Origin of the sequence: Pandoraea vervacti (assembly GCF_000934605.2) — a bacterium.
Classification (GTDB): domain Bacteria; phylum Pseudomonadota; class Gammaproteobacteria; order Burkholderiales; family Burkholderiaceae; genus Pandoraea; species Pandoraea vervacti.
On record NZ_CP010897.2, the window covers coordinates 4,278,105 to 4,300,252 of the forward strand.

Annotated in this window: 18 protein-coding genes, 1 pseudogene and 1 riboswitch; of the genes and pseudogenes, 10 read left to right on the plus strand and 9 right to left on the minus strand. The window is 65.8% G+C overall.

Going from position 1 to position 22,148, the window contains the following annotated elements:
- Window positions 1-139: 139 nt before the first annotated feature.
- From UC34_RS18570 to cobJ, 4 genes are read left to right on the plus strand one after another with little or no spacing between them, the layout of a single operon-like run.
- A complete protein-coding gene (locus UC34_RS18570; RefSeq protein ID WP_237165151.1) occupies window positions 140-1,609 on the plus strand; it encodes a precorrin-3B synthase in 1,470 nt (489 codons plus the stop codon).
- The gene (locus UC34_RS18575) at window positions 1,606-2,232 is read left to right on the plus strand and encodes a precorrin-8X methylmutase (protein WP_044456725.1); all 627 of its coding nucleotides are present in this window, start codon (window positions 1,606-1,608) and stop codon (window positions 2,230-2,232) included. The genes UC34_RS18570 and UC34_RS18575 overlap by 4 nt, the downstream gene beginning before the upstream one ends.
- Window positions 2,232-2,963 (plus strand): precorrin-2 C(20)-methyltransferase, encoded by a 732-nt coding sequence (locus tag UC34_RS18580; protein WP_044456726.1) that lies wholly within the window; start codon window positions 2,232-2,234, stop codon window positions 2,961-2,963. Before UC34_RS18575 ends, UC34_RS18580 begins: the two co-directional genes overlap by 1 nt.
- Window positions 2,951-4,678, plus strand: a complete 1,728-nt coding sequence (gene cobJ / locus UC34_RS18585; RefSeq protein WP_044456727.1) for a precorrin-3B C(17)-methyltransferase — start codon at window positions 2,951-2,953, stop codon at window positions 4,676-4,678. Before UC34_RS18580 ends, cobJ begins: the two co-directional genes overlap by 13 nt.
- A 126-nt stretch (window positions 4,679-4,804) precedes the next feature.
- Here cobJ and UC34_RS18590 read toward each other — a convergent pair whose 3' ends face one another.
- The 5 genes from UC34_RS18590 to cobW all read right to left on the minus strand — a co-directional run bounded on the left by UC34_RS18590 (window position 4,805) and on the right by cobW (window position 12,709).
- On the minus strand, window positions 4,805-5,860 hold the full coding sequence (locus UC34_RS18590; protein WP_044456728.1) for a HoxN/HupN/NixA family nickel/cobalt transporter: 1,056 nt from the start codon (window positions 5,858-5,860) through the stop codon (window positions 4,805-4,807).
- Between the two features lie 73 nt (window positions 5,861-5,933).
- Entirely contained in the window at window positions 5,934-6,491 is a 558-nt protein-coding gene (locus UC34_RS18595) for a vWA domain-containing protein (protein WP_044456729.1), read from the minus strand.
- A 143-nt stretch (window positions 6,492-6,634) separates the two neighbouring features.
- Window positions 6,635-7,756 (minus strand): magnesium chelatase ATPase subunit I, encoded by a 1,122-nt coding sequence (locus UC34_RS18600; RefSeq protein ID WP_044456730.1) that lies wholly within the window; start codon window positions 7,754-7,756, stop codon window positions 6,635-6,637.
- 14 nt (window positions 7,757-7,770) lie between these two features.
- Complete coding sequence (gene cobN / locus UC34_RS18605) at window positions 7,771-11,574, minus strand: cobaltochelatase subunit CobN (RefSeq protein WP_044456731.1); 3,804 nt, start codon at window positions 11,572-11,574, stop codon at window positions 7,771-7,773.
- Window positions 11,575-11,605: 31 nt separating this feature from the next.
- Window positions 11,606-12,709, minus strand: a complete 1,104-nt coding sequence (cobW, locus tag UC34_RS18610) for a cobalamin biosynthesis protein CobW (RefSeq protein WP_044456732.1) — start codon at window positions 12,707-12,709, stop codon at window positions 11,606-11,608.
- 167 nt (window positions 12,710-12,876) lie between these two features.
- Window positions 12,877-13,180, minus strand: a riboswitch (cobalamin riboswitch).
- 293 nt (window positions 13,181-13,473) lie between these two features.
- Here cobW and cobA point away from each other — a divergent pair.
- The 6 genes and pseudogenes from cobA to UC34_RS18635 form a co-directional block, all read left to right on the plus strand.
- A pseudogene (gene cobA, locus UC34_RS26135) lies at window positions 13,474-14,199 on the plus strand (uroporphyrinogen-III C-methyltransferase); the annotation flags it as partial.
- A gap of 81 nt (window positions 14,200-14,280) precedes the next feature.
- Window positions 14,281-14,604 (plus strand): cobalamin biosynthesis protein, encoded by a 324-nt coding sequence (locus tag UC34_RS26140; RefSeq protein ID WP_335645764.1) that lies wholly within the window; start codon window positions 14,281-14,283, stop codon window positions 14,602-14,604.
- A 7-nt stretch (window positions 14,605-14,611) separates the two neighbouring features.
- Window positions 14,612-15,214: a cob(I)yrinic acid a,c-diamide adenosyltransferase gene (gene cobO / locus UC34_RS18620; protein WP_044456734.1), complete on the plus strand. Its 603-nt coding sequence runs from the start codon at window positions 14,612-14,614 to the stop codon at window positions 15,212-15,214.
- Complete coding sequence (locus UC34_RS18625; protein WP_044458389.1) at window positions 15,214-16,512, plus strand: cobyrinate a,c-diamide synthase; 1,299 nt, start codon at window positions 15,214-15,216, stop codon at window positions 16,510-16,512. Before cobO ends, UC34_RS18625 begins: the two co-directional genes overlap by 1 nt.
- Window positions 16,496-17,140, plus strand: coding sequence for a 5,6-dimethylbenzimidazole synthase (gene bluB, locus UC34_RS18630; protein ID WP_044456735.1), 645 nt, complete (start codon window positions 16,496-16,498; stop codon window positions 17,138-17,140). Before UC34_RS18625 ends, bluB begins: the two co-directional genes overlap by 17 nt.
- A gap of 166 nt (window positions 17,141-17,306) precedes the next feature.
- Window positions 17,307-17,786, plus strand: coding sequence for a carboxymuconolactone decarboxylase family protein (locus UC34_RS18635; protein WP_044456736.1), 480 nt, complete (start codon window positions 17,307-17,309; stop codon window positions 17,784-17,786).
- On the opposite strand, the gene UC34_RS18640 is transcribed toward UC34_RS18635, so the two are convergent.
- The 4 genes from UC34_RS18640 to UC34_RS18655 all read right to left on the minus strand — a co-directional run bounded on the left by UC34_RS18640 (window position 17,779) and on the right by UC34_RS18655 (window position 22,141).
- On the minus strand, window positions 17,779-18,732 hold the full coding sequence (locus tag UC34_RS18640) for a LysR family transcriptional regulator (protein ID WP_044456737.1): 954 nt from the start codon (window positions 18,730-18,732) through the stop codon (window positions 17,779-17,781). The two genes, UC34_RS18635 and UC34_RS18640, sit on opposite strands and share 8 nt — an antisense overlap.
- A 254-nt stretch (window positions 18,733-18,986) precedes the next feature.
- Window positions 18,987-19,865, minus strand: coding sequence for an RNA polymerase sigma-70 factor (locus UC34_RS18645; RefSeq protein WP_044456738.1), 879 nt, complete (start codon window positions 19,863-19,865; stop codon window positions 18,987-18,989).
- Between the two features lie 63 nt (window positions 19,866-19,928).
- A complete protein-coding gene (locus UC34_RS18650) occupies window positions 19,929-20,840 on the minus strand; it encodes an MBL fold metallo-hydrolase (RefSeq protein WP_044456739.1) in 912 nt (303 codons plus the stop codon).
- Window positions 20,837-22,141 (minus strand): MFS transporter, encoded by a 1,305-nt coding sequence (locus UC34_RS18655; RefSeq protein WP_044456740.1) that lies wholly within the window; start codon window positions 22,139-22,141, stop codon window positions 20,837-20,839. Before UC34_RS18655 ends, UC34_RS18650 begins: the two co-directional genes overlap by 4 nt.
- Window positions 22,142-22,148 lie beyond the last annotated feature (7 nt).

A 22,148-nucleotide genomic window follows, 5' to 3' on the forward strand; every position in this document is an offset into this window, starting at 1 on the left:
GTCCGAGCGTCGCCTCAACTCGACGGCCAGAACCGTCGACATGCCACCGAACGCGGCCGCTCCCGTCATTCATCGAACCTTGGATCACGCCTTTTTTCCTTCACCACGGCCCTCTGCCTGCCCTGCGCTCGGACGCATCGTGGACAGCCGCGACGGCGGGCTGTGCCGGGTGAAGCTGCCCGGCGGAAAACTGAGCGCGACGCAGGCCGTTGCCATCGCCGACGCTGCCGAGGCCTTCGCCAGCGGCACGATCGAGTTGACGAACCGGGCCAATCTTCAATTGCGCGGCGTGCAACCACGCGCGCAGACGGACCTGAGTCTGACGCAGCGTCTGCTCGAAGACGGACTGGGACCGCGCATGCTGCATGCGATGCCGGGCGAGAACGACCTCGGGCGCATTGCCGTTGCCGACGATGTGCGCAACCTCATGCTCAGTGCCACCGCCGGGGTCGATGCCGGAGCGCTTTACGACACGCGCACACTGGCGGACGCCATCCTCGCGCGCCTGGAAAACGAACCCTGCTTCGCAGCGCTCTCCCCCAAATTCTCGATTCTGCTCGACGGCGGCGAACACCTCGCCGCCCTCGATCATCCGCACGACGTCTGGCTGTCGTCGATGTGCGCGGCAGGCGCGGCGCAGCCGAAGTTCGTGTTCGGCTTCGCCGGACATCCGACCACGACCGCCGGCGGCGCACTCGCCGCAGTTCGGGCGGAGGACATTCCCGCGTTCGTGCATTCGGTGCTGTGCACGTTCGTCGATCTCGCAACGGCTGACGACAAGCGCATGCGCGATCTGTTGCGCGTGCACTGCGCGAGCGGCGTGGCCGAGCGTGCCGCAGCGATGGCGGGCGTGACGTTATACCGCGACGCCGCTGTGAGCGCGTGGCGACGCACGCCGGCCGACGCGCTGCGTCGATTCGGCGCCTGGGCCCAGCGCGACGGTAGCGACGGTAGCGACGGTAGCGACGATGGCAGCGGTGGCCGCGGTGGCCGCGGTGGCTTGTGGCACGTCGGCGCACAAGCCCCGCTCGGGCGCATCGACGCCACGACGTTGCGCGCCCTCGCCCGACTCGCCGACGCGCACGCATCGGGCACGTTGCGCATCACGCCATGGCAGGGCGTCATGTTCACCGACGTACCGACGCACGCCGTGCGGCCCCTCGAACAGGCGCTCGATGCGCTCGGCATGATCCGCAGCCCCGAGACGCCGTTGGGTCGCCTGATCGCTTGCGCGGGCGCCACAGGATGCGCCAAAGCGCTCTCCGACACCAAGACCGATGCCCGCGAACTTGCAGCGCGTCTGCACCAGAGCGTGGAGGCCCACTTGAGCGGCTGCGCGCGCTCCTGTGCCGCCGCCCACTGCGCGCCGTGGACGCTGCTCGCCGTCGGTCCGGGTCGATACGACCTGTACCGGCAGACCGCGCCGGACACGGCGCAGCCCACGCCCGGCCATCGTCAGCCTCGCCTGCCTCCCAAGCACGATACCGAGTGCCCGGGGGACGGCGTTGGCAAACGCTTCGGCGGCTTCGGCGAGCGCATCGCCACCGATATGCCCCTCGAAGCGATTGCGCTTCGACTGAACTCGCAAGACCGGATTGCCCAGCCATGATTGATTACGTCCGCGACGCACAGGCCATCTACCGCGAATCGTTCGCCACGATCCGCGCCGAAGCCGACCTCTCGCGCATCCCCCCCGACCTGGAAAAGCTCGCCGTTCGCGTGATCCACGCATGCGGCATGGTCGATATCGTCGACGACCTGCACTTCTCCGACGGCGCAGGCGCCGCCGGGCGTCGTGCCCTCGCGGCCGGCGCGCCGATTCTGTGCGACGCCAACATGGTCGCCCACGGCGTGACGCGTGCGCGCCTTCCCGCTGCGAATCCGGTCGTGTGCACGCTCACCGACCCCGCCGTGCCCGAGTTGGCCCGCTCGATGGGCAATACGCGCTCGGCGGCAGCGCTCGAATTGTGGCGTCCGATGCTTGCGGGCAGCGTCGTCGCCATCGGCAATGCGCCGACCGCGCTGTTCCATCTGCTCGACATGCTCGATCGGGGCGCCCCGCCCCCCGCGCTGATCCTCGGCTTTCCCGTCGGCTTCGTGGGCGCGGCCGAATCGAAAGCGATGCTCGCCGCCGACAGTCGCGGCGTGCCTTATGTGATCGTCTCGGGCCGCCGTGGCGGCAGCGCCATGGCCGCCGCCGCCATCAACGCTCTGGCTTCGGAGACCGAATAATGTCAACCACCGGCAAACTCTTCGGTATCGGCGTCGGCCCGGGCGACCCCGAGTTGCTCACGCTCAAGGCGCTGCGCCTGCTGCAAGCGGCTCCCGTTGTCGCGTACTTCGTGGCAAAGGGAAAACGGGGTAATGCGTTCGGCATCATCGAAGACCACCTGCGCGACGCGCAGACACGTATGCCGCTCGTCTATCCGGTGACGACGGAAGCGCTTGAGCCGCCCCTGTCGTACGAGACGATCATCGCTGACTTCTACGACACGGCTGCGGCCCTGATCGGCGAGCATCTGGCCGCCGGACGCGACGTGGCCGTCGTCTGCGAGGGCGACCCGTTCTTCTACGGTTCGTATATGTACCTGCACGACCGTCTGGCCGAGCGGTTCGTCGCCGAAGTCGTGCCGGGCGTGTGCTCGATGCTCGGCGGGGCAGCCGTGCTGGGCACGCCGCTCGTCTACCGGAATCAGAGTCTGTCGATCCTCTCCGGCGTGCTGCCCGAAGACGAATTGCGACGCAAGCTGGCCGACACGGACGCGGCCGTCATCATGAAGCTCGGCCGCAATTTCGATAAGGTGCGTCGCGTACTCGACGACCTCGGCCTTTCCGAGCGTGCGCTGTACGTCGAACGGGCAACGATGCCCAACGAACGGATCGTGCCGCTCGCGCAGGTCGATCCGAGCGCGTCGCCCTACTTCTCGCTGCTTGTCGTGCCGGGGCAGAAATGGCAGGGATGAATCCGACGTTGAACGCTCCCGCCATCGTCGTGCTCGGGCGCAGTGCGCTCGACACCGCGCGACGCCTTCAGGCGGGCCTGCCGCAGGCCTCCGTCCATGGGCTGGCCGCGCGTGTCGGCAACGACGCCGACGTGCGCTTCACCCAACTCGGCGAACATCTTCAGGCGCTCTATGCTGCGGGGACGCCGATCGTCGCCCTGTGCGCCGCAGGTATCGTCATTCGTTGCGTAGCGCCGGTGCTGAACAACAAGGGGACGGAGCCGCCGGTACTTGCCGTGGCGGAAGACGGCAGCGCGGTCGTGCCGTTGCTCGGGGGGCTGGCGGGGGTCAACGTATTGGCACGCCAAATCGCCCGGACGCTGGGCGTCGCACCTGCGATCACCACGAGCGGCGAACTGCGATTCGGCACCTGTCTTCTGAATCCCCCCGACGGCTATGTGCTCGCCGACCTGACACAGAGCAAGCATTTCGTATCGGACCTGCTGGCCGGAGAGACGGTGCGCATCGAAGGCGACGCCCCGTGGCTCGATGACTGCGATCTGCCGCAGGCGGACAATGCCACGCGCACGATTCATGTCACGCCCTTCGTCGGCGACGGTCATCGCGACGCGCTGGTCATCCATCCGCGCAGCGTGCTCGCCGCCATCACCCGGACCGGGGAGAACCAGGCGACGCAAGTGCGGGACATGCTCGCGGCGCAAGGCCTCTCGGCGCATGCGCTGGCCGTCGTGATGGCGCCGCGCGCCCTGATGGGCAATGCCGACCTGCGCACGATGGCCGATGCGCTCGGCGTGCCGTTGCGTTTTGCCGAGTTTGCATTCCCCCAGGTGAGCGATTGGCTGACGACAACGCTCGGCAGCGGCGTCGATATCCGCCAGGGGGAGCACGGCGTCACCCTCGCACGCACCGCCTCGCCCATCGATCCGACGACCATCGGTCAGCCACGCGGCACGCTGAGCGTCATCGGCCTCGGCCCGGGTGACACCGCATTACGCGTACCGGAGGCCAGCGCCGCGTTGAGCGCAGCCACCGATATTCTCGGCTATGCCACTTACGTTGCGATGGCAGGCCCGTTCCGCGACGACCAGACGTTGCACGAGACCGATAACCGCGAGGAACTCGCGCGCGCACGCCACGCGTTCGCGCTGGCGAGCAAAGGCAAGCAGGTCGTGGTCGTCTCGTCGGGGGATCCGGGGGTGTTCGCCATGGCGAGCGCCGTGTTCGAAGCGCTCGACGGCAGCGACGACCCCGCGTGGAAAACAGTCGACCTGCGTATCGTGCCGGGCATCTCGGCGGCGATGGCGACGGCAGCACAGGCGGGCGCGCCACTGGGCCACGACTTCTGCGTGCTGTCGCTGTCCGACAATCTCAAGCCGTGGCGGGTCATCTGCGAGCGCCTGCGACATGCCGCGCAGGCAGACCTTGTCATGGCGTTCTACAACCCGATCTCTCGGGCGAGACCTTGGCAACTTGGCGAAGCGCTCGATATCGTCAGGCAGTGGCGTGCGCCGCAAACCCGCGTCGTGCTGGGCCGCGACATCGGACGCCCCGGCGCAACGCTGACCAACACGACCTTGGGCGAGCTACGTCCCGAGCAGGTGGACATGCGCACGATGGTCATCATCGGCTCGTCGACGACGCGCGGGATCGACGGCGGCCCCCACGGCGAGTGGATCTATACGCCGCGCTGGTACGGTGAAGCGCCCGGACGCTGAGGCGCTAACCCCCGGCACCCCGGCCGGTCCTTGGGGGACGAAGGCAGCGCAGGGAGCGCCAGGCGCTGCCCGCAGGCGCGCTGGCGCGCTGGCACGAGGGCACAAGGACACGATCGCGACGACCGATCAGACCGGCTCGGCAGGACCGAGCTTGTCGTATCCCTTGGCCCGGTAGACGAGAAACGACAGCAGCCACGACACGATGAACACGCCGATAATCACGAAGCCGAGATTGTTGAAGTTCTCGTTCAGTTCTCCGATCACGTCCCAGAACCCGCCCGTGAGGTCGAACTTGCTCTGGAACATGCCGAGCGTCTCGATACCGCCGATGAGCACCGCGACGAGCACCGATACCAGCGTGATCGTCAGGTTGTAGTAGAGCTTGCGAATCGGGCGCACGAATGCCCACTCGTACGCCCCGAGCATGAGAATGCCGTCGGTCGTGTCGACCAGCGTCATGCCCGCCGCGAACAGCGCCGGGAACACCAGCACCGTGGCGATCGACACGCCGTGCGCCGCCTGACTCGCCGAGAGCGCCAGCAGACTCACTTCGGTTGCCGTATCGAAGCCAAGGCCGAACAGAAACCCCAGCGGCAGCATCCATACCGGATGCGAAACCAGCCGGAACATCGGGCGGAACAGGCGCGAGACGAAACCGCGATTGTTGAGCAGAATGTCGAGGTCGTCGTTGTTGTACGGCAGGCCGTTGCGCACCTTGTCGAACGCCCGCCACACGCCGCGCAGGATGACGATGTTCATCGCGGCAATCAGGAACAGGAACGTGGCCGAGATGCTCGTGGAGATGACGCCGCCCACCCCTCGCCATTGCTCGACGCGATGTTGCAGCGCCACGGCGGCAATCGCCACCCCCGCCGCAACGAGCAGGACCACGGCGGAGTGACCGAGCGCGAAGAAGAAGCCGACCGAGACGGGACGCTGCCCGTCCTGCATCAACTTGCGCGTGACGTTGTCGATGGCGGCGATGTGATCGGCATCCACCGCGTGCCGCAGGCCGAAGCCCCACGCCAGCACGCCGGTGCTCAGCAGCAGCGGATCGCCGCGAAAGGCGATGAACGCCCAGATCCACGCACCGAGATTGAACGCGACCAGCAAGGCGTACATACCGCCCACCCGATTGCGCAAGCGTGCGGAGGACGGTCCAGCCTGAAGCGAAAGCGACATACGGTCGATCCTCGAGAGAAATCGTTCATTGCGTCGGGCACCCGCAGCTAGCTGCATATACCCCACATGTACCTCATTGCGCCCGCTGCGCGATGTCGTCCAGAGGCACGCACTCGCCCCCCCACGCACGCGCGAGACGTTCGCTTCCGCCCAACGCGATACGGCCCGCTCGGCGCGGCTCACAGTCGATCACGACCACCCGGTCCGCCGCGTCGGGCTTCGGCGGAAGCTCGCGCACGCGCCCGTCGGTGAGTACCCAGAGCACGCGAATTTGCGACGCCTGCCGACGCTTCGCCCGGTCCAGCACGTGCGCTGCGGCCGCCACACCGGCAGGCAACGGCGTGCCGCCGCCGCCGCCGATCGGTTCGATCCAGCGTTCGTTCCACCAGCGCGGCACCGCAGGCCCAAACAGCACCTGTGTGCGATCTCCGCCAAAGCGAATCAGTGCGGCCTCGGCGCGCTCGCGCGCGAGCCGGTCGAAGCTATCGAGCAGCCAGCCCTTCGCTTGCGCGAGACAGCCCAGCATCGAGGCCGAGCCGTCGAGCAGGAAGCAATGCAGTTCGCCACCGGGCGCCTTGTCTTCGGCGTAACGCAAATGCGTCCTGCCGAGAGGCAAGGGACCTTTGCACATCAACGTCGCCTCCCACGCGATGACATGCCCCGGCTCGCGCGTCTCGCCACGCCGTTTGGATCGTCTTCGCTGCCCTGCGTCGCCAAGCGCGCGGAACCATCGGGAGCCGCCGAACACGTCGACGGAGGCGTCCTCCCGATGGCTCAGCGTTTTTTTGACGACAGCGGGACGACGCCCTTCACGCGAGTCGTGCCGGTTGCCTCCGGCGGCAGGTAGCCCCAATCGGCTGCCTCGTTGCCGGAAGGCGTCGTGGTGTCCGTTTCGTCACCGGACGAAGACGCACGCCCTGTCCGCCCTTCGTGACCGGTATCGTGCCGCGATGTTGCGGTGGATGCTGTAGTCGATGCTGTAGTCGGTGCGGTAGTCGATGCTGCGCTCGATCCCTCGGACGATGCAGCCTGCGGTGCGGCGCGCCGCCGATGTCGCAACACCAGATCGGCCACGTGCCTGACGTGAGCGCGGGTCACCGCTGGCGATGATTCGAGCGCCGCCAGCGCGCGCGCTGCGCGCAGCATGATCAGGTCGGCGCGCATGCCGTCCACCTGCGCCTCGATGCACAGCGTGCTGACCTCATCGTGCACGTCGTCGTCGATCTCGATGGCGTCCAGCGCCGCACGCGCGTCGAGAACGCGCTGACGCTGCGCCGCCTGCGCCGTCTCATGACGCGCGTGAAAGGCCACCGGATCGAGATCGAAGGCGAGCCGCGTCCTGACGATCTGCTGGCGCACCTGCGCATCGAAACAATTCTCCAGCGCCACCATGAGACCAAAGCGATCCAGTAACTGCGGGCGTAGTTCGCCCTCCTCCGGATTCATCGTGCCGACGAGCATGAAGCGCGCCGCGTGCCGGTGCGATACGCCATCGCGCTCCACCACATTGACGCCGCTGGCGGCGACATCGAGCACCACGTCGACGAGCGAATCGGCCAGCAGATTGACCTCATCGACATACAACACGCCCTGGTGCGCTCGCGCCAGTAACCCGGGCGAGAATTTCACGCCGCCGCCGCGCAGGGCTTCGTCGATATCGAGCGCACCGATCAGACGCGCCTCGCTCGCACCCAATGGCAGGGTCACGAACGGGCAATCGGGCAACAGATCGGCAAGCGAGCGCGCCGCGGTGGACTTCGCGGTCCCGCGCGGGCCGCTCACGAGTACCCCACCGATCGACGGATCGACCGCAACGAGCAACAGCGCGTCGCGTAACGATGTCTGAGCGACGAGCGCCGTCAGCGGAAACGGCGGGGGCAGCGCAGTGGCGTCCATGTCGGTGGTCGGGATCAAGACGCTCTCCGTTCGATTTCCTGCCCGGCGGCCAGGAGATGATGTTCGATCTGCTCGCGGTACGCCCCGGGCGAGCGCCACAGCCCGCGACCGATCGCTTCGAGCAGCCGCTCGCACACGCCGCGCAGCGCGTGCGGATTGTGGCGTTGCATGAATTCGCGCGTGTCGGCGTCGTTCAGACACGCGTCCGTCACCATGCCGTATTGATGGTCCGAGATCACGCGTGCGGTCGCGTCGTAGCCGAAGAGATAATCGACCGTCGCCGCAATTTCCGCCGCCCCTTTGTAGCCGTGACGCTTCACGCCATCGAGCCATTTCGGGTTGACGACGCGTGCGCGGATCACGCGCGCGATTTCCTCGGTCAGCGGACGCACCCGGGGGGCATCCGCACGGCTATGGTCGGCGTGGTACACCGCGGGTTGCTGCCCTGAAAAGTGCCGCACGGCCGCTGTCATGCCACCTTGAAACTGGTAGTAATCGTTCGAGTCGAGAATGTCGTGCTCGCGATTGTCCTGATTCTGCAAAACGACGTCGATGCTCGCCAGACGCGTCGCAAACACGTCGTGCGCCCGCTCGCCTGCGCCGGCCTGTGCGTACGCGTAGCCGCCGGATTGTCCATACGCCAGCGCGAGATCTTCGTCCGTCTGCCACAGGCCGTTGTCGATCATCTCCTGCAACCCCGCACCATAGGTGCCCGGCTGCGAACTGAAAACGCGCCAGCCGGCCCGCTTCCTGGCCTCGATGCTGTCGAACCCGCGCGCCATCCATGCGTCGCGCTCGTGCACGACGCGCGCGCGAATCGGGTTGATGTCTTCCGGCTCGTCGAGTTCGGCCACGGCCTGCACGGCGGCATCGAACAAATGCATGACATTGGGGAACGCGTCGCGAAAGAAGCCTGAGACACGCAGCGTGACGTCGACGCGCGGACGCTCCATACCGCCGGGCGGCAGGATGTCGAAGTCCGTCACGCGATGGCTGCCGGGAGCCCACTTTGGCCGCACGCCCAACAGGGCGAAGGCTTGCGCAATATCGTCGCCGCCGGTGCGCATCGTGGCCGTGCCCCAGACCGACAGGCCGATGGCGCGCGGATAATCGCCGTGATCCTGCATGTGCCGCTCGATCAACTGGCGCGCCGATTTCACGCCCAGCGCCCACGCAGTCTGTGTGGGGATCGCACGCGTGTCGACGGAGTAGAAATTGCGGCCGGTCGGCAATACGTCGGGGCGCCCGCGCGACGGCGCACCGCTGGGTCCCGGCGGCACGAAGCGACCTTCGAGACCGCGCTTGAGATGACGCAGTTCCTCCCGGCCACACGCGTCGAGCGCGGGCAGGACCTCGTCGCCGGCACGCGCCAGCACGTCTCGCGTGGCGGGCAGGTCCGCCGTCATGGCCGCGAGCGACGCCACATCTGCGCTTGCCAGCGTTTGCAGCAAATTCGCGCCCAGCAACTCCAGTCGTTCACGCGTATCGCCCTGATGACGCCACGGGGCGTCGCTCACGCACGCGAGCATCGGCGGACGCGGTCCGTCCCACGGGGCCGACCATTCGGCCCTGAGGGGATCGAAGTGCATGTCGATCTGCAAATCTTTCGCCAGCGCGTCGATCAGGCTGGCGTCACGCCCCTGCCCGGCGCGCACCGGGAAACGCATCAGTGCGAGGAGCGTGTCGCAACGCTCTCGCCCCTTGGGCGAGCGACCGAAGATGTGCAGACCGTCGCGGATCTGCGTCTCCTTGAGTTCGCACAACCACGTGTCGACACGCGTGAGCAGTTCGTCCTCGGCGTCCGGACCGTTCGGCGCATCGAGGCTGAGTTCTTCGTGCAGACGATGTCGAACGATGGTCTCGAGGATCGTGCTGCGCAGCCATTTCGCGCGGCGCATGTCGACCAGGAGCGCTTCATAGTATTCGTCGACCTGACGCTCCAGATCCTGCATGGGGCCGTACGATTCCGCACGCGTGAGCGGCGGCATCAGGTGATCGATGATGACCGCCTGCGCCCGGCGCTTGGCCTGACTTCCCTCGCCGGGATCATTGACGATGAACGGATAGAGATGCGGCAACGGGCCAAGGGTGAGATCGGGCCAGCAACTGTCGGACAGCGCCACGCTCTTGCCGGGCAGCCATTCGAGGCTGCCATGTTTGCCCACGTGCACGACGGCATCGACATCGAACACATGACGCAGCCAGAAGTAGAACGCGAGATAGGCGTGCGGCGGCACCAGTTCGGCGTCGTGATAGCTGGCGTAGTCGCCGTCGACGCGCGAGCGGGACGGCTGAATGCCGACGAACACGTTGGCACACCGCCAGCCCGCGATCATGAAACGACCGTGCCGTATCGTCGGATCCTGATCGGCCGGTCCCCACCGCTCGTTGAGCGCGTCGCGCACTTGCGCAGGCAACGTGGCGAACGCGGCCAGATAGTCCTCGAGCGCATAGCTCTGGAAGGCCGGTCGCAGCGCGCGCATCTCGGCGTCGTTGGTCACGCCGCTCGTCAGGCGCGCCATCAGCGCGTCGCCGTCGGGCGGCAGTTCGTCGACCCGGTAGCCCTCGTCGCGCAACAGCGTCAGGATCTCGACAACCGACGCAGGCGTATCGAGTCCCACGCCGTTGCCGATACGACCTTCGCTCGCCGGGTAATTGGCCAGCACCAGCGCGAGACGTTTTTGCGCGTTGGGCTGGGTGCGTAACAGGCACCAGCGTCGGCTCAATTCGGCAACGAACGCGACGCGCTCCCGATCTGGCTGATAACGCACCACGTCCACTTCGGTGCGCGCGCACCGATAGTCCAGCCCCTTGAAACTGATCGCCCGGGTGACGATGCGGCCATCGACCTCGGGCAACGCGACGTGCATGGCGATATCGCGCGAGTTCAGCCCCTGATTGTCCTTGACCCAATCGTCGCGGTTGCCGCCGCTCAGGATCACCTGCAGCACCGGTGCGTCGCTGCCGAACACCTGCGACTGGCGGGGGTCTTCCGGCGTCGACGTCGAGAACGCCGTCGTGTTGAGCACGAGCGAGACGTCGTGCTCCTCGCAGAGCTGGCTTACGACATCGCGGCTGAGCGCGTCCTTGAGCGATGTGATGGCAATCGGCAGCGGGTTCAGCCCGCGCGCCATGAGCGCGTCGATCAGGGCGTCGAACACGACGGTGTTAGCCGCTTGCAGATGAGCACGATAAAAGAGAATCGCGACGACGGGCGCCCCCGCGTGCCAGCATGCCTGCCAGTCAGCGACCGTCGGTCGATGGCTGCGCGGATGGTAAAGCGCGGCATTAGGCACGGCCACCGGCAGCGGCGGATCGCCCCCCCAACCGAGCGCCTGCCACGCAATGGCCCTCAGGAACGCCTCGGCGTTGGCCGGGCCGCCCTGGCGCAGATAGCGCCACAAACGCGTGCAGAACTCGGGGCTGGCGGTGCTGAGCGCCGTCAGATTCGGGTCCTCCTGCAAGTCGCCCGAGAACATCACGAGCATCTGGGCGCGACGCTGCGCCAGCGCCACGATCTGCTCGATTCCGTACGGCCAGTAGGCTTCACCGCCCAGATGATCGACCACGACGACGCGCGCATGCTGCAAGACGTCCTCGATGTAAAAGTCGACGGACGCCGGTTGCCGAAGATACGTGACATTGGCCAGCCGCAGACTCGGGAAATCGTCACCGAGCCGCGCCACCACGCTCGCCAGCAACGACAAGGTCGTGTCGGCCGAGCTGAGCACGACGATGTCGGCAGGCTGCTGGTCGATGCGGATTACCCCTGCCGCGTCGTCGACAAAGCCGCCGGGGACCGTGCGTAACAAGTGCATGCGAAGCGTCTTCCTGTTTGGGCCGGGTGCTTCAGGCCACTGCGGCCGGCGACACGACGCCAAGCGCCACATCGAACTCGCGCTGGAGGGCGTCGGCATCGAGATCTTCCCCGATCAGCACAAAGCGACTGCCGCGTGATTCGCCGTCGCGCCAGTGACGATCGAAGTAGCTGTCGAAGCGCTTGCCCACCCCCTGCACGACCAGACGCATGGGCGCGCCGGGCAAGGCAGCAAAGCCTTTGGCGCGATAGATCGTGTGATTTTCGACAAGCTGGCTCAATGCGGCGATGACCTTGTCGCGGGTCAACGGGGCGAGCGCTGCGGCCTGCGGCGCCGACACCATGACCGAGTCGAACTCGTCGTGATGGTGGTCGGCGTCGTGCCCCGAGCCATGATGGTCGGGCCGCTGATCGATGGTCGCTTCGGACGCCGATTCCAGCCCGAGCAACACGCTCAGGTCGAGATTGCCGTTGCTCGCGGGCACGATCTTCACGTGGGCGGGCAGTGCCTCGCGAATCAGCGCCGTCACACTGGCCTGCGCTGCCGCATCGAGCAGATCGGTCTTGTTGAGGATGACCAGATCGGCTGCACTCAACTGGTCTTCGAAGAGTTCGTGCAGCGGCGATTCATGATCGAGATTCGGGTCGGCCTTGCGTTGCTCGTCGACGGCGTCCGGGTTTTCGGCAAATTGCCCGCTGGCGGTGGCGGGCCCGTCCACGACCGTGATGACCGCATCGACGGTGAATCCATTGCGGATCGAAGGCCAGTTGAAGGCCTGCACCAGCGGCTTAGGCAATGCCAGCCCGGAGGTCTCGATGAGCACGTGATCGATCTGGTCGCGTCGCTCGTTGAGCGCTTCCATCACGGGAAAGAACTCCTCCTGCACGGTGCAGCAAAGGCAGCCATTGGCCAGTTCGTACAACTGGCCTTCGGTTTCCTGGCCGTTCTCGTCGCAGCCGATGCCGCAACCCTTGAGGATTTCGCCGTCGATGCCCAGCTCGCCAAACTCGTTGACGATGACGGCAACGCGCAAGCCATGGTTGTTGGACAGGATGTGACGCAGCAGCGTGGTTTTACCGCTGCCGAGAAAGCCCGTGATCACGGTCACGGGGATCTTGCGCATGGAAGTCGACATGGAAAAGACAAAGCGTAGTTGCACGCTTCTGCCGCTTCCGATGCCTGACCGGTATGGCGTGCTGCCTGCCCGGCAGGGCATGGCGGCGCCACCGGTGGCGGGCGCATCGGGAAAACGGGGGACACGTGGCAAAGCTGAGGGTTTGACTGCACACCGCCTACCCGCAGTGCCAATCGTCTTCTCCGGCCGGTATCCGGGCTGACGAAATGGCCGCTTCACCTTCCCACGCCGCCATCGAAGGCTATCGCGCAGTGGTCTCGCCCCGTGAAACACATGTCACATGAAACATGTGCGGGGTTGAAGACGGCCTGGCGCCGCATGACTGCGACACCTTCGTTTTACCGTTGCGGGGGCAGCACAGGCTGGAGCGTCGCGTCGCACGACCGAGGCGTGGTCGCGCCGCCCTCCTGTTTCCCGTTTAACTGCGCGCACAGGAACGTGCGCGCGAGCACCAGATTAGCCGCGAGTGTAGGTGGCGGACACCGCCCCGTCAAGGCAGCGAGCGGCCAAACGCCTGTGGTATGCTCGCCACCAAATTTTTCATCCTCTAAGAGACGTTGCCGTGCGTCGCTCACGCAGCCGCCTCGGCAACGGGCTGCCGTGAGCACGCATGCACTCCCCCCGTCGTTCCGCCTTATGAGTCATCGTCCTGGCCCGCTTCCGGCGGCGCGTCCCTGTCCCCTGCCGGGTGTCGCGCCGACATCTGTGGCATTGCCGGCATCGCTGTCGCGCATGACGTTTCCCTCGTGCGCGCGAGGTCGGCAATGAGCCGTGCCTGGCTGATCGGGGCGGGACCGGGCGACGCAGAACTCATCACCGTCAAGGCGATGCGCGCGCTTGCCGTTGCAGACGTCGTGCTGGTCGACGACCTCGTCAATCCCGACGTCCTGCACATGGCCGGCCCGCACGCGCAGGTCGTCCACGTCGGCAAGCGCGGCGGACACGCGTCGACCCCGCAGCGGGAAATCATTGCGCTGATGCTCACCCATTTGCGCGCCGGTCGCAGCGTGGCTCGGCTCAAGGGCGGCGATCCGTTCGTTTTCGGACGCGGCGGCGAGGAACTGCTTGCCTTGCAAGCGGCGAACATCCCCGTCGAGATCATCAACGGCATCACGGCGGGGATTGCGGCCCCCACGACGCTCGGCATTCCGGTCACGCACCGGGGACTGGCCCAGGGCGCGATCTTCGTGACCGGCCACGGCGCCGGTGAGGACGAGCCCGACTGGAAGGCCCTCGCCGCCACACGTCTCACCCTCGTCGTCTACATGGGCATTCGCCGTCTCGAAGACATTGCCCGCCAGTTACTGCAAGCCGGTATGCCGCCGCACACGCCTTGCGCCGCCATCGAGTCGGCAACACTGCCCTCTCAGCGGCAGGTGCTCGCCACGCTGCGCACCCTGCATGCGGCGGTCCGCGCGACCGGCATCGGTTCGCCATCGATCATCGTGATCGGGGACGTTGTCTCGCTGGCGCGGCCCGACGACACAGCGCCCATACACGCCGCCGAGCGCCCGCTGAGTCTCGGCATCGGCTTTCGTCAGGGTGTGAGCGTCGAACGGATCGACGCCGCAGTGCGTGCCGCATTGGGGACGCACTCGCTCGACGATGTCGCCGTCATCGGCACGCTCGACCGGAAAGCCGAGGACGCGGCGCTCACGGCCTTCTGCGAGCGACACGGCATTGCGTTGACAGGATTCACCCCCGCACAGATCGAAGCCTGTCTGGACGAGCATCCTCTGCTGCCACGCTCGGCCACGGTTCACGAACACACCGGCGTGCAGGCCATATGCGAGCCATGCGCGCTGCTGGCCGCGCCCGGCAGCACGCTGCTCGCAGGCAAATACGCCGGCGACGGCATCACCGTCGCCATCGCCACCAGGGCGCCCACGGAGTAACGACACGATGAAGACCGACACCGAATCCCATCTGCGCATGACCCAGCGACGCCGCGAAGGGCATGAAAAGAAGCAGGCCGCCGCCACGACGGAAAAGGGCCTGCTGATCGTGCATACCGGTAACGGCAAGGGCAAGAGCACAGCCGCGTTTGGCATGGCGGTGCGCATGCTGGGCCACGACCAGCGCATCGGTGTCGTGCAGTTCATCAAGGGGGCGCTGCACACGTCCGAGCGCGACTTCCTTGGCAGCCACCCGCAATGCGACTTCGTCACGATGGGCGACGGCTACACCTGGAATACGCAGAACCGCGACGCGGACATCGCCACGGCGCGCAAGGGCTGGCGAACGGCCGTCGACATGATCGAGAGCGGCAACTACCGCATGGTGATTCTCGACGAACTCAATACCGTGCTGAAGTACGAGTACTTGCCGCTCGACGAAGTGCTGGGCGTTCTGCGCGCGCGCGGCGACATGCAGCACGTGGTGGTCACCGGCCGTCATGCACCGGACGAACTGATCGAGGCCGCAGACCTCGTCACCGAGATGCGTCTGGTGAAGCACCCGTATCGCGAACAAGGCGTGAAGGCCCAGCAGGGCGTCGAGTTCTGATCATGGCGTGCCCCGCGCTCTTCATCAGCGGCCCGGCGTCGGGTCAGGGCAAGACCACGGTCACCGCCGGTCTGGCACGGCTGCATCGCGAGCAGGGGCGCACGGTCCGTGTCTTCAAGACCGGCCCCGATTTTCTCGATCCGCAAATTCTCGAACGGGCGAGCGGTGCGCCGGTGCAAACGCTCGACCTGTGGATGGTCGGCGAGGCGCAGTGCCGACGTCTGCTGGCGCAAGCCGCCCGGAGCGCCGATCTGATCCTCATCGAAGGCGTCATGGGATTATTCGACGGCACGCCGAGCAGTGCGGACCTCGCGATGACGTTCGGCGTGCCTGTCGTCACGGTCATTTCGGCGAAGTCGATGGCGCAAACGTTTGGCGCAATCGCGTCGGGTCTCGCCCACTATCGCGCGGGACTGCCCATGTACGGCGTGCTGGCCAACCACGTTGGCTCGTCGCGCCATGCGCAGTTGTTGCGAGAAGGCATGCCGCCGGACCTTCGGTGGCTGGGGCATCTGGGAACGTCCGAACACATGGCGTTCCCGGCGCGACACCTCGGCTTGCATCAGGCAGATGAAATCGACCGGCTCGACGAGCGCATCGCCGCCGCAGCGCAGGCGCTCGCAGGCACCGCACTGGCCGACTTGCCGCCGGCGCTCACGTTCGATGCCCCTCCGTCAGTCGAACATCCGAGATGGCTCGAAGGCAAGCGGATTGCGGTGGCGCGCGATGCGGCGTTCTCGTTCCTTTACCCCGAGAACATCCGTCTGCTGACGGCGCTCGGCGCGCATGTGACCTATTTTTCGCCATTGGCCAACGATGCATTGCCGCCTGGATGCGACGCCGTGTTCCTGCCGGGCGGCTATCCCGAACTGCACGCCGCGACGCTGGCGGCGAACACGGTCAGCGCAAACAGCCTTCGTGCACACGCGTCCTCAGGCAAGCCCATCGTCGCCGAATGTGGCGGCATGCTGTATCTGCTGGAGAGCCTCACGGATGCCTCGGGCGTCTCGACGCCCATGCTGGGCGTTCTGCCCGGACATGCCACACTGCAAAAACGTCTCGCGGGCCTTGGCATGCAGGCGATCGACACACCGCACGGCACGCTGCGGGGCCATACGTTCCACTACACGACCATGACGAGCCCGATGACGCCCGTGTGTCACGCGGTGCGCCCGAGCAGCGAAACGCGGGGCGAACCGGTGTTTCGCGAAGGGGCAATCGTTGCGTCCTATCTGCATGGCTATTGGCCGTCGAACCCGGCGCTCACTGCCGCCCTCTTTCATGGCACAGCCTTTTAGCGAATCCGAGCGCGCCGCCGTCTACCGCGCGATCCATGAGCGGCGCGACATGCGTCATTTCGTGCCGACGCCTGTCGATCCCCACGTTCTGGCGCGACTGCTCGACGCGGCCCATCACGCCCCGAGCGTGGGCTTCATGCAACCCTGGCGCATCGTTCGGATCACATCGCCTGCGCTTCGCGAGCGCTTGCACGACGCGGTGGAACGCGAGCGTCTGAAAACGGCCGACGCGCTGGGTGCGCGCCGCGATGCGTTCATGAAGCTCAAGGTCGAGGGCATGCAGCAATGCGCCGAGATAGTGGTGATGGCGCTGATGGACGGCCGCGAGCGTCACATCTTCGGACGCAGGACGATGCCGGAGATGGATCTGGCCTCGGTGTCGTGCGCCATCCAGAACCTGTGGCTCGCCGCCCGCGCCGAAGGCCTCGGCATGGGTTGGGTTTCGCTTTTCGATCCGGACGACGTCGCCCGCCTGCTGCAAATGCCCGACGGCGCCCGGCCGGTGGCCATTCTCTGCCTCGGACACGTCGCCGAATTCTATGACGCGCCCATGCTGGCGATGGAAGGCTGGGCCGAGCGCGCCGCCGTCGAGGATTACGTGTTCGAGAACGGTTGGCCAAAGGCGTGAGGGACTAGCGGGCGTCAGCGAGCAGACGTCATTGTTGTCCTTCCGGCAACACGGTGTGCCCGACGCAATGCCTTCTGCGCGCGCGGCTTCGCGACTACGATTGGGGCATCGTTCCATTGCGTCGCTCCGGCGGACCGGCCGGGGCCACATCATCGAGGAAGCCACCATGAGTCAACGTCTGAACCCGTTCGCGCAGTCGCCCGAGCTTTTCAAGAAATTCGTCGAGATCGGCATGCTGCTCAAGTCCGGCACCATCGAGTCGTCCATTCTCCACCTGATCGAGATTCGCGCCTCGCAAATCAACGGCTGCGGCTTCTGTCTGGATATGCACGTGAAGCAGGCCAAGATCGGCGGCGAGCGCGAGCTGCGCCTGCATCACGTGGCGATCTGGCGGGAATCGCCGCTCTTCTCGACCCGTGAGCGCGCCTGCCTCGCGTGGACCGAAGCGCTGACCACCCTGCCCCCGCACGGCGTGCCGGACGATGTCTACGCGTCCGTTCGCGCCGAACTGTCGGAAAAGGAAATCTCGGACCTGAGCTTCGCAATCATGACGATCAACGGGTGGAATCGCCTTAACGTCGGCTTCCGCACCGAGCCCGGGTCGGCGGACAAGGCGTACGGTCTGGACAAAGCCAATCTCAACTGATTGCATCAGGCAGGTCCAACGCGCGGATGTGCGCGGTCATGTAGTCGATGAAAGCGCGCATCCGGGCGGGCAAATGCCGACGACTCAGGAAACACAGATAGTGGCCGTAGTCGTCGGGCGCCACCTGCGGCAGGCAGGCGACCAGCGCACCGGCGCGCAGATGCCGGACCACCTGATAATCGGCCAGTTGCGCAACGCCATGGCCGTCGAGCACCGATTGCAGCACCAGATCGGCGTCGTTGAAGGTCAGCATGGCGTTGGGCACGACCTTGCGCCATTCCCCCTCCGACCGGAATACCCATTCGTGCAGTCGCCCCGATGCGAGTCGCAGATTCACACATCGGTGCTCGGCAAGCGCATCGATGCTTTGCGGCAACCCATATCTCGCGACATAGGCAGGCGACGCGCACAGCACTCGCCGCATCGGAATCAGTTTGCGCGCGATCACCTGACTGTCTTCCATGCGACCGTTGCGAAACGCGATGTCCACGCGCTCGTTGACAAGGTCGACGGGGCTGTCGCCTAGCCGCAGTTCTATCGAGATGTGCGGATGGGATTCGCGAAATCCGGCCAGCAGGGGCGCGACGACCTGCCGCCCAAAGCTGACCGTCGAGCTCACGTGCAACGGCCCCGACGGCGGACCCTCGCGCAATTCACGCATGTCGTCCAGCGCGCGCACGATGCGCTCGACGCCAGGATGGCACTGGTCGTAAAAGCGCTGCCCCTCGACCGTGAGCGCCGTGCTGCGCGTTGTGCGCACGAACAGACGCACGCCCAACTGCGCTTCGAGCTTTTGTACGCTGCGGCTGATCGCCGAACGCCCGATGCCCAATCGGTCGCCGGCCTTGGCAAAGTTGCCTTCGGCGGCCACGGCCAGAAAAGCGACGACGCCCGCGTAGCTTGTTGCAAAGCTGTCGGCAAGCGAATCGGGACGACGCACCGCCAAGGTGGGTGCTTCAGACGATGCGCACGACGTGACGGACGAAGGGCGCGATGCTGGCGCGAGCGGCGAAAGTGGTGAATGCGGTGAAAGCGGTGAAAGGGAAATCGACATGATGGCAAAGCCCCCGTTTGGTTGACCTTACCCGTAAGACGGCCCGCGATTACATTCTGTGACATCGAACGCGAAAAAAATGGGCGTCTCATCAGTGAAACGCCCGCTGCGAGCGAACGACGTCGTCGCCCGCCGACGGATGGCCGTCAGCGTTGCGCCATGGCGGCAGCGATGCGCGCGAGCTTGTCCGGATTGCGTTGCACGAGAACCCGCGTCAGGCGTTGGCCGTCCGTCTCGTAGGACTGAACGGATTCCAGCCGACCGTCGATGTAGCGCACCAGCGCCCATTGCCCATTGACTTGCACCACTTCAATGCGCATCGCATCGCCGTGGCGTCGTTTCCCGGCGTAGAACAGTTGCGCGAGGCGTTTGCCGCCCACGAGACTGCGAAAGCTCGGGATCTTGCCGCCACCATCGCCGATGAGTTCGGCCTGATCGCTCAGCAGAGCGTGCAGGCCTTGAAAATCGCTGCGTTGCATCGCGTCGGCGAAGGTCGTCACCAGGCGATGCAGCGTGGCGCGCGGCACGGCTTGGCGCGGCGTGCCTTCGCGTAGCTGCTGCCGGGCGCGCGTCACCAGTTGGCGCACGGCCGCCGGGGTCTTCTCCAGCGTCTGCGCAATGTCCTCGTAATCGGCATCGAAGACGTCGCGCATCAGGAATGCGGCGCGGGCATCCGGCGAGAGTCGCTCCAGCGTGAAAAGGAACGCCACGGAGACGTCGTCGGCCAGTTCGTGGAGTTGCTCGGGGCTCGCCGGTTCGGCGCTTAGCATCGGCTCGGGCAGCCACACACCGGTATAGGCTTCGCGCTCGGTCTTTGCCGCGCGCAGACGATCGATGGACAGGCGTGTCGTGGCCGTGACCAGCCACGCTTCGGGATTTTCCACCGCGCACTGATCGACGCCGTGCCAGCGCAGCCACGCTTCCTGCACCACGTCTTCCGCTTCGGCAACAGCCCCCAGCATGCGATACGCAATCGCATACAGGCGGGCGCGGTGACGTTCGAAAAGCTGTGCGGAATCGGTCATCGGGCGACAAAGCCGGAGAAATACGTCCGAAGGAATCCGCATTTTGCCGCAGCGGGTCAAGCGCTACAAGGACGTCCCCTCACCTTCGACGTATTCCCACGTCCACCCATTCGCCGTGCGTCGCACTTTGCCTGCCGATGTCTCGGGGAAATGCGCCGGAAAGACGGTCGCGCCGGTCGTCGCCGCGTAATCGAGCAGCCATTGTCGCGACGCCCGTGCCTGATGCGGGTCGAGGCAGAACTTCGAACTCGACTCGGGTCGGTACACCTGCACCGGACTGTGCATGACGTCGCCCGAAAACAGCGCAATCTGTCCTTGCGAGACGACCTCAATGGCGGCGTGACCCACGCTGTGCCCCGGCGTCGGCAAAAATCGAATCCCGTCGATCAACGGCCAACCTGCGTCGGTGGCATCGGCGTCGGACAGCATTCGCGCGCACTGCGCTTCGATGAGCGGGGCAACGCTGTCGTCGAACACCATGCGACGCGCCTCGCCCGCCGGCGTGGCGAAAAAGTCGTGCTCACGTTGTGTGAACACATAGGTCGCATTCGGAAAGAAGGGCGTCCATCGCCCCTCATGCCAGTAGGTGTTCCACCCGACGTGATCGACGTGCAGATGCGTGAGCAGAACGTAATCGACCTGCTCGCGCCGAAACCCCGCCGCTTCGAAGCGTTGCGCAACAGGATTGTCCAGTCGGTCGAAGAGCTGGCTGAACGGTCTGACTTTTCCGTTACCGATCGCAGTGTCGACGACAATCGTCAGGCCGCTCGCTTCGACGACCCACAGGTGCGTGCGCAGTGCCACACGCGCGTTGTCGAGGTCCAGGCTCGCCGACGACAGGTGAGCCTGCAAGGCGTGCCCGGCCGGCTCGCTCCAGTCGGGAAACAGCACGTCGGGCGCAAGCGCGAACGCCGTCTCGTCAATACGGGTCACGGTGGCATCGCCAACGCGAAAGGTCAGGCTGACGTTATTCATGTTCGAAGTCTCCGGGAAAACTGGGGAAAGCGATTGAGCAACATCACACACGCACCGAGCACCATCAGGCCGACCATCGGCAACAGTCCCGATTCGAGCCGCCCGGTCGTCGACGTAATCAGCCCGATCAACACCGGACTAAGGAACCCGCCCAGCACCCCCAGCACGTTCACCAACGCAATGCCGCCGGGCGCCACGTCCGCAGCCATGTACTCGCCGGGGATGGCCCAAAGCACGGTGTAAGCCGCCCACATCGACGCCGTCGCCACGGTGATGGCGGGCAATGCGATCGCGAACAGCGAAGCATAGCGACTCGCCGCCAGCAGGGCGATCGCGCCAACGAGACTGGCGAGCGCAAAGTGGCGTCGGCGCTCGCCGCGCAAATCCGAACTCAGCGACAACCCGTACATCGCTACGAGCGCAGCAATGTACGGCAACGACGACCACCAGCCGATGGCGCGCGTGTCGCTCAGCCCTGCGGCCTTGAGAATCGACGGCAACCAGAAGCTGACGGCGTAAATGCCGCAAATCACGCAGAAATTGCTCACGGCCAATCCCAACACACGCGGATCGGCGACAGCGCGAAGCAATCCCCGAAACGTCTTGCCGTGACCCGCCACGCCCGGTGTCGTCGAGCGAAGGATGGCCTTTTCTTCGGCGCTCAGCCAGTTCGCGTCCTCCGGCTTGTCCGTGAGCCAGAACCATGCAACGACGCCGAGCAACACGCACGGCAACCCTTCGACGACGAACATCCATTGCCACCCGGCAAGGCCGTGAGCCCCCTCGAACATCGTCATGGCAATCGTGGATACCGGACCGCCGATCAGGCCCCCGATCGGTCCGGCCGCCATCACGATCGCCATCGTCTTTCCCATGCGCGCACCGGGATACCAGTACGTGAGGTAAAGAATCATGCCGGGCGCGAAACCCGCTTCGAACATGCCGAGCAGAAATCGCAGGACATAGAAGCTGACGGGGTCGCGAACGAACATCATGGCCGCCGAGGTCAGGCCCCATAACACCATGATGCGCGCCATGGTGCGGCGCGCGCCGATCCTGGGCAACAGCAGATTGCTGGGAATTTCAAATAGCACATAGCCGATGAAGAAGATGCCTGCGCCGAAACCGTAGGCCGCATCCGACAGGCCCAGGCTGGACTGCATCTGCAATTTCGCGAACCCGACATTGATGCGGTCGAGAAAGGCGAACATGTAGCACAGGGTGAGGAATGGCAACAGGCGCAGCGATATCTTGCGATACAGGCCGTCCTGATTCGATTCGCCGATCAACGGCGTGGTCATGGACACG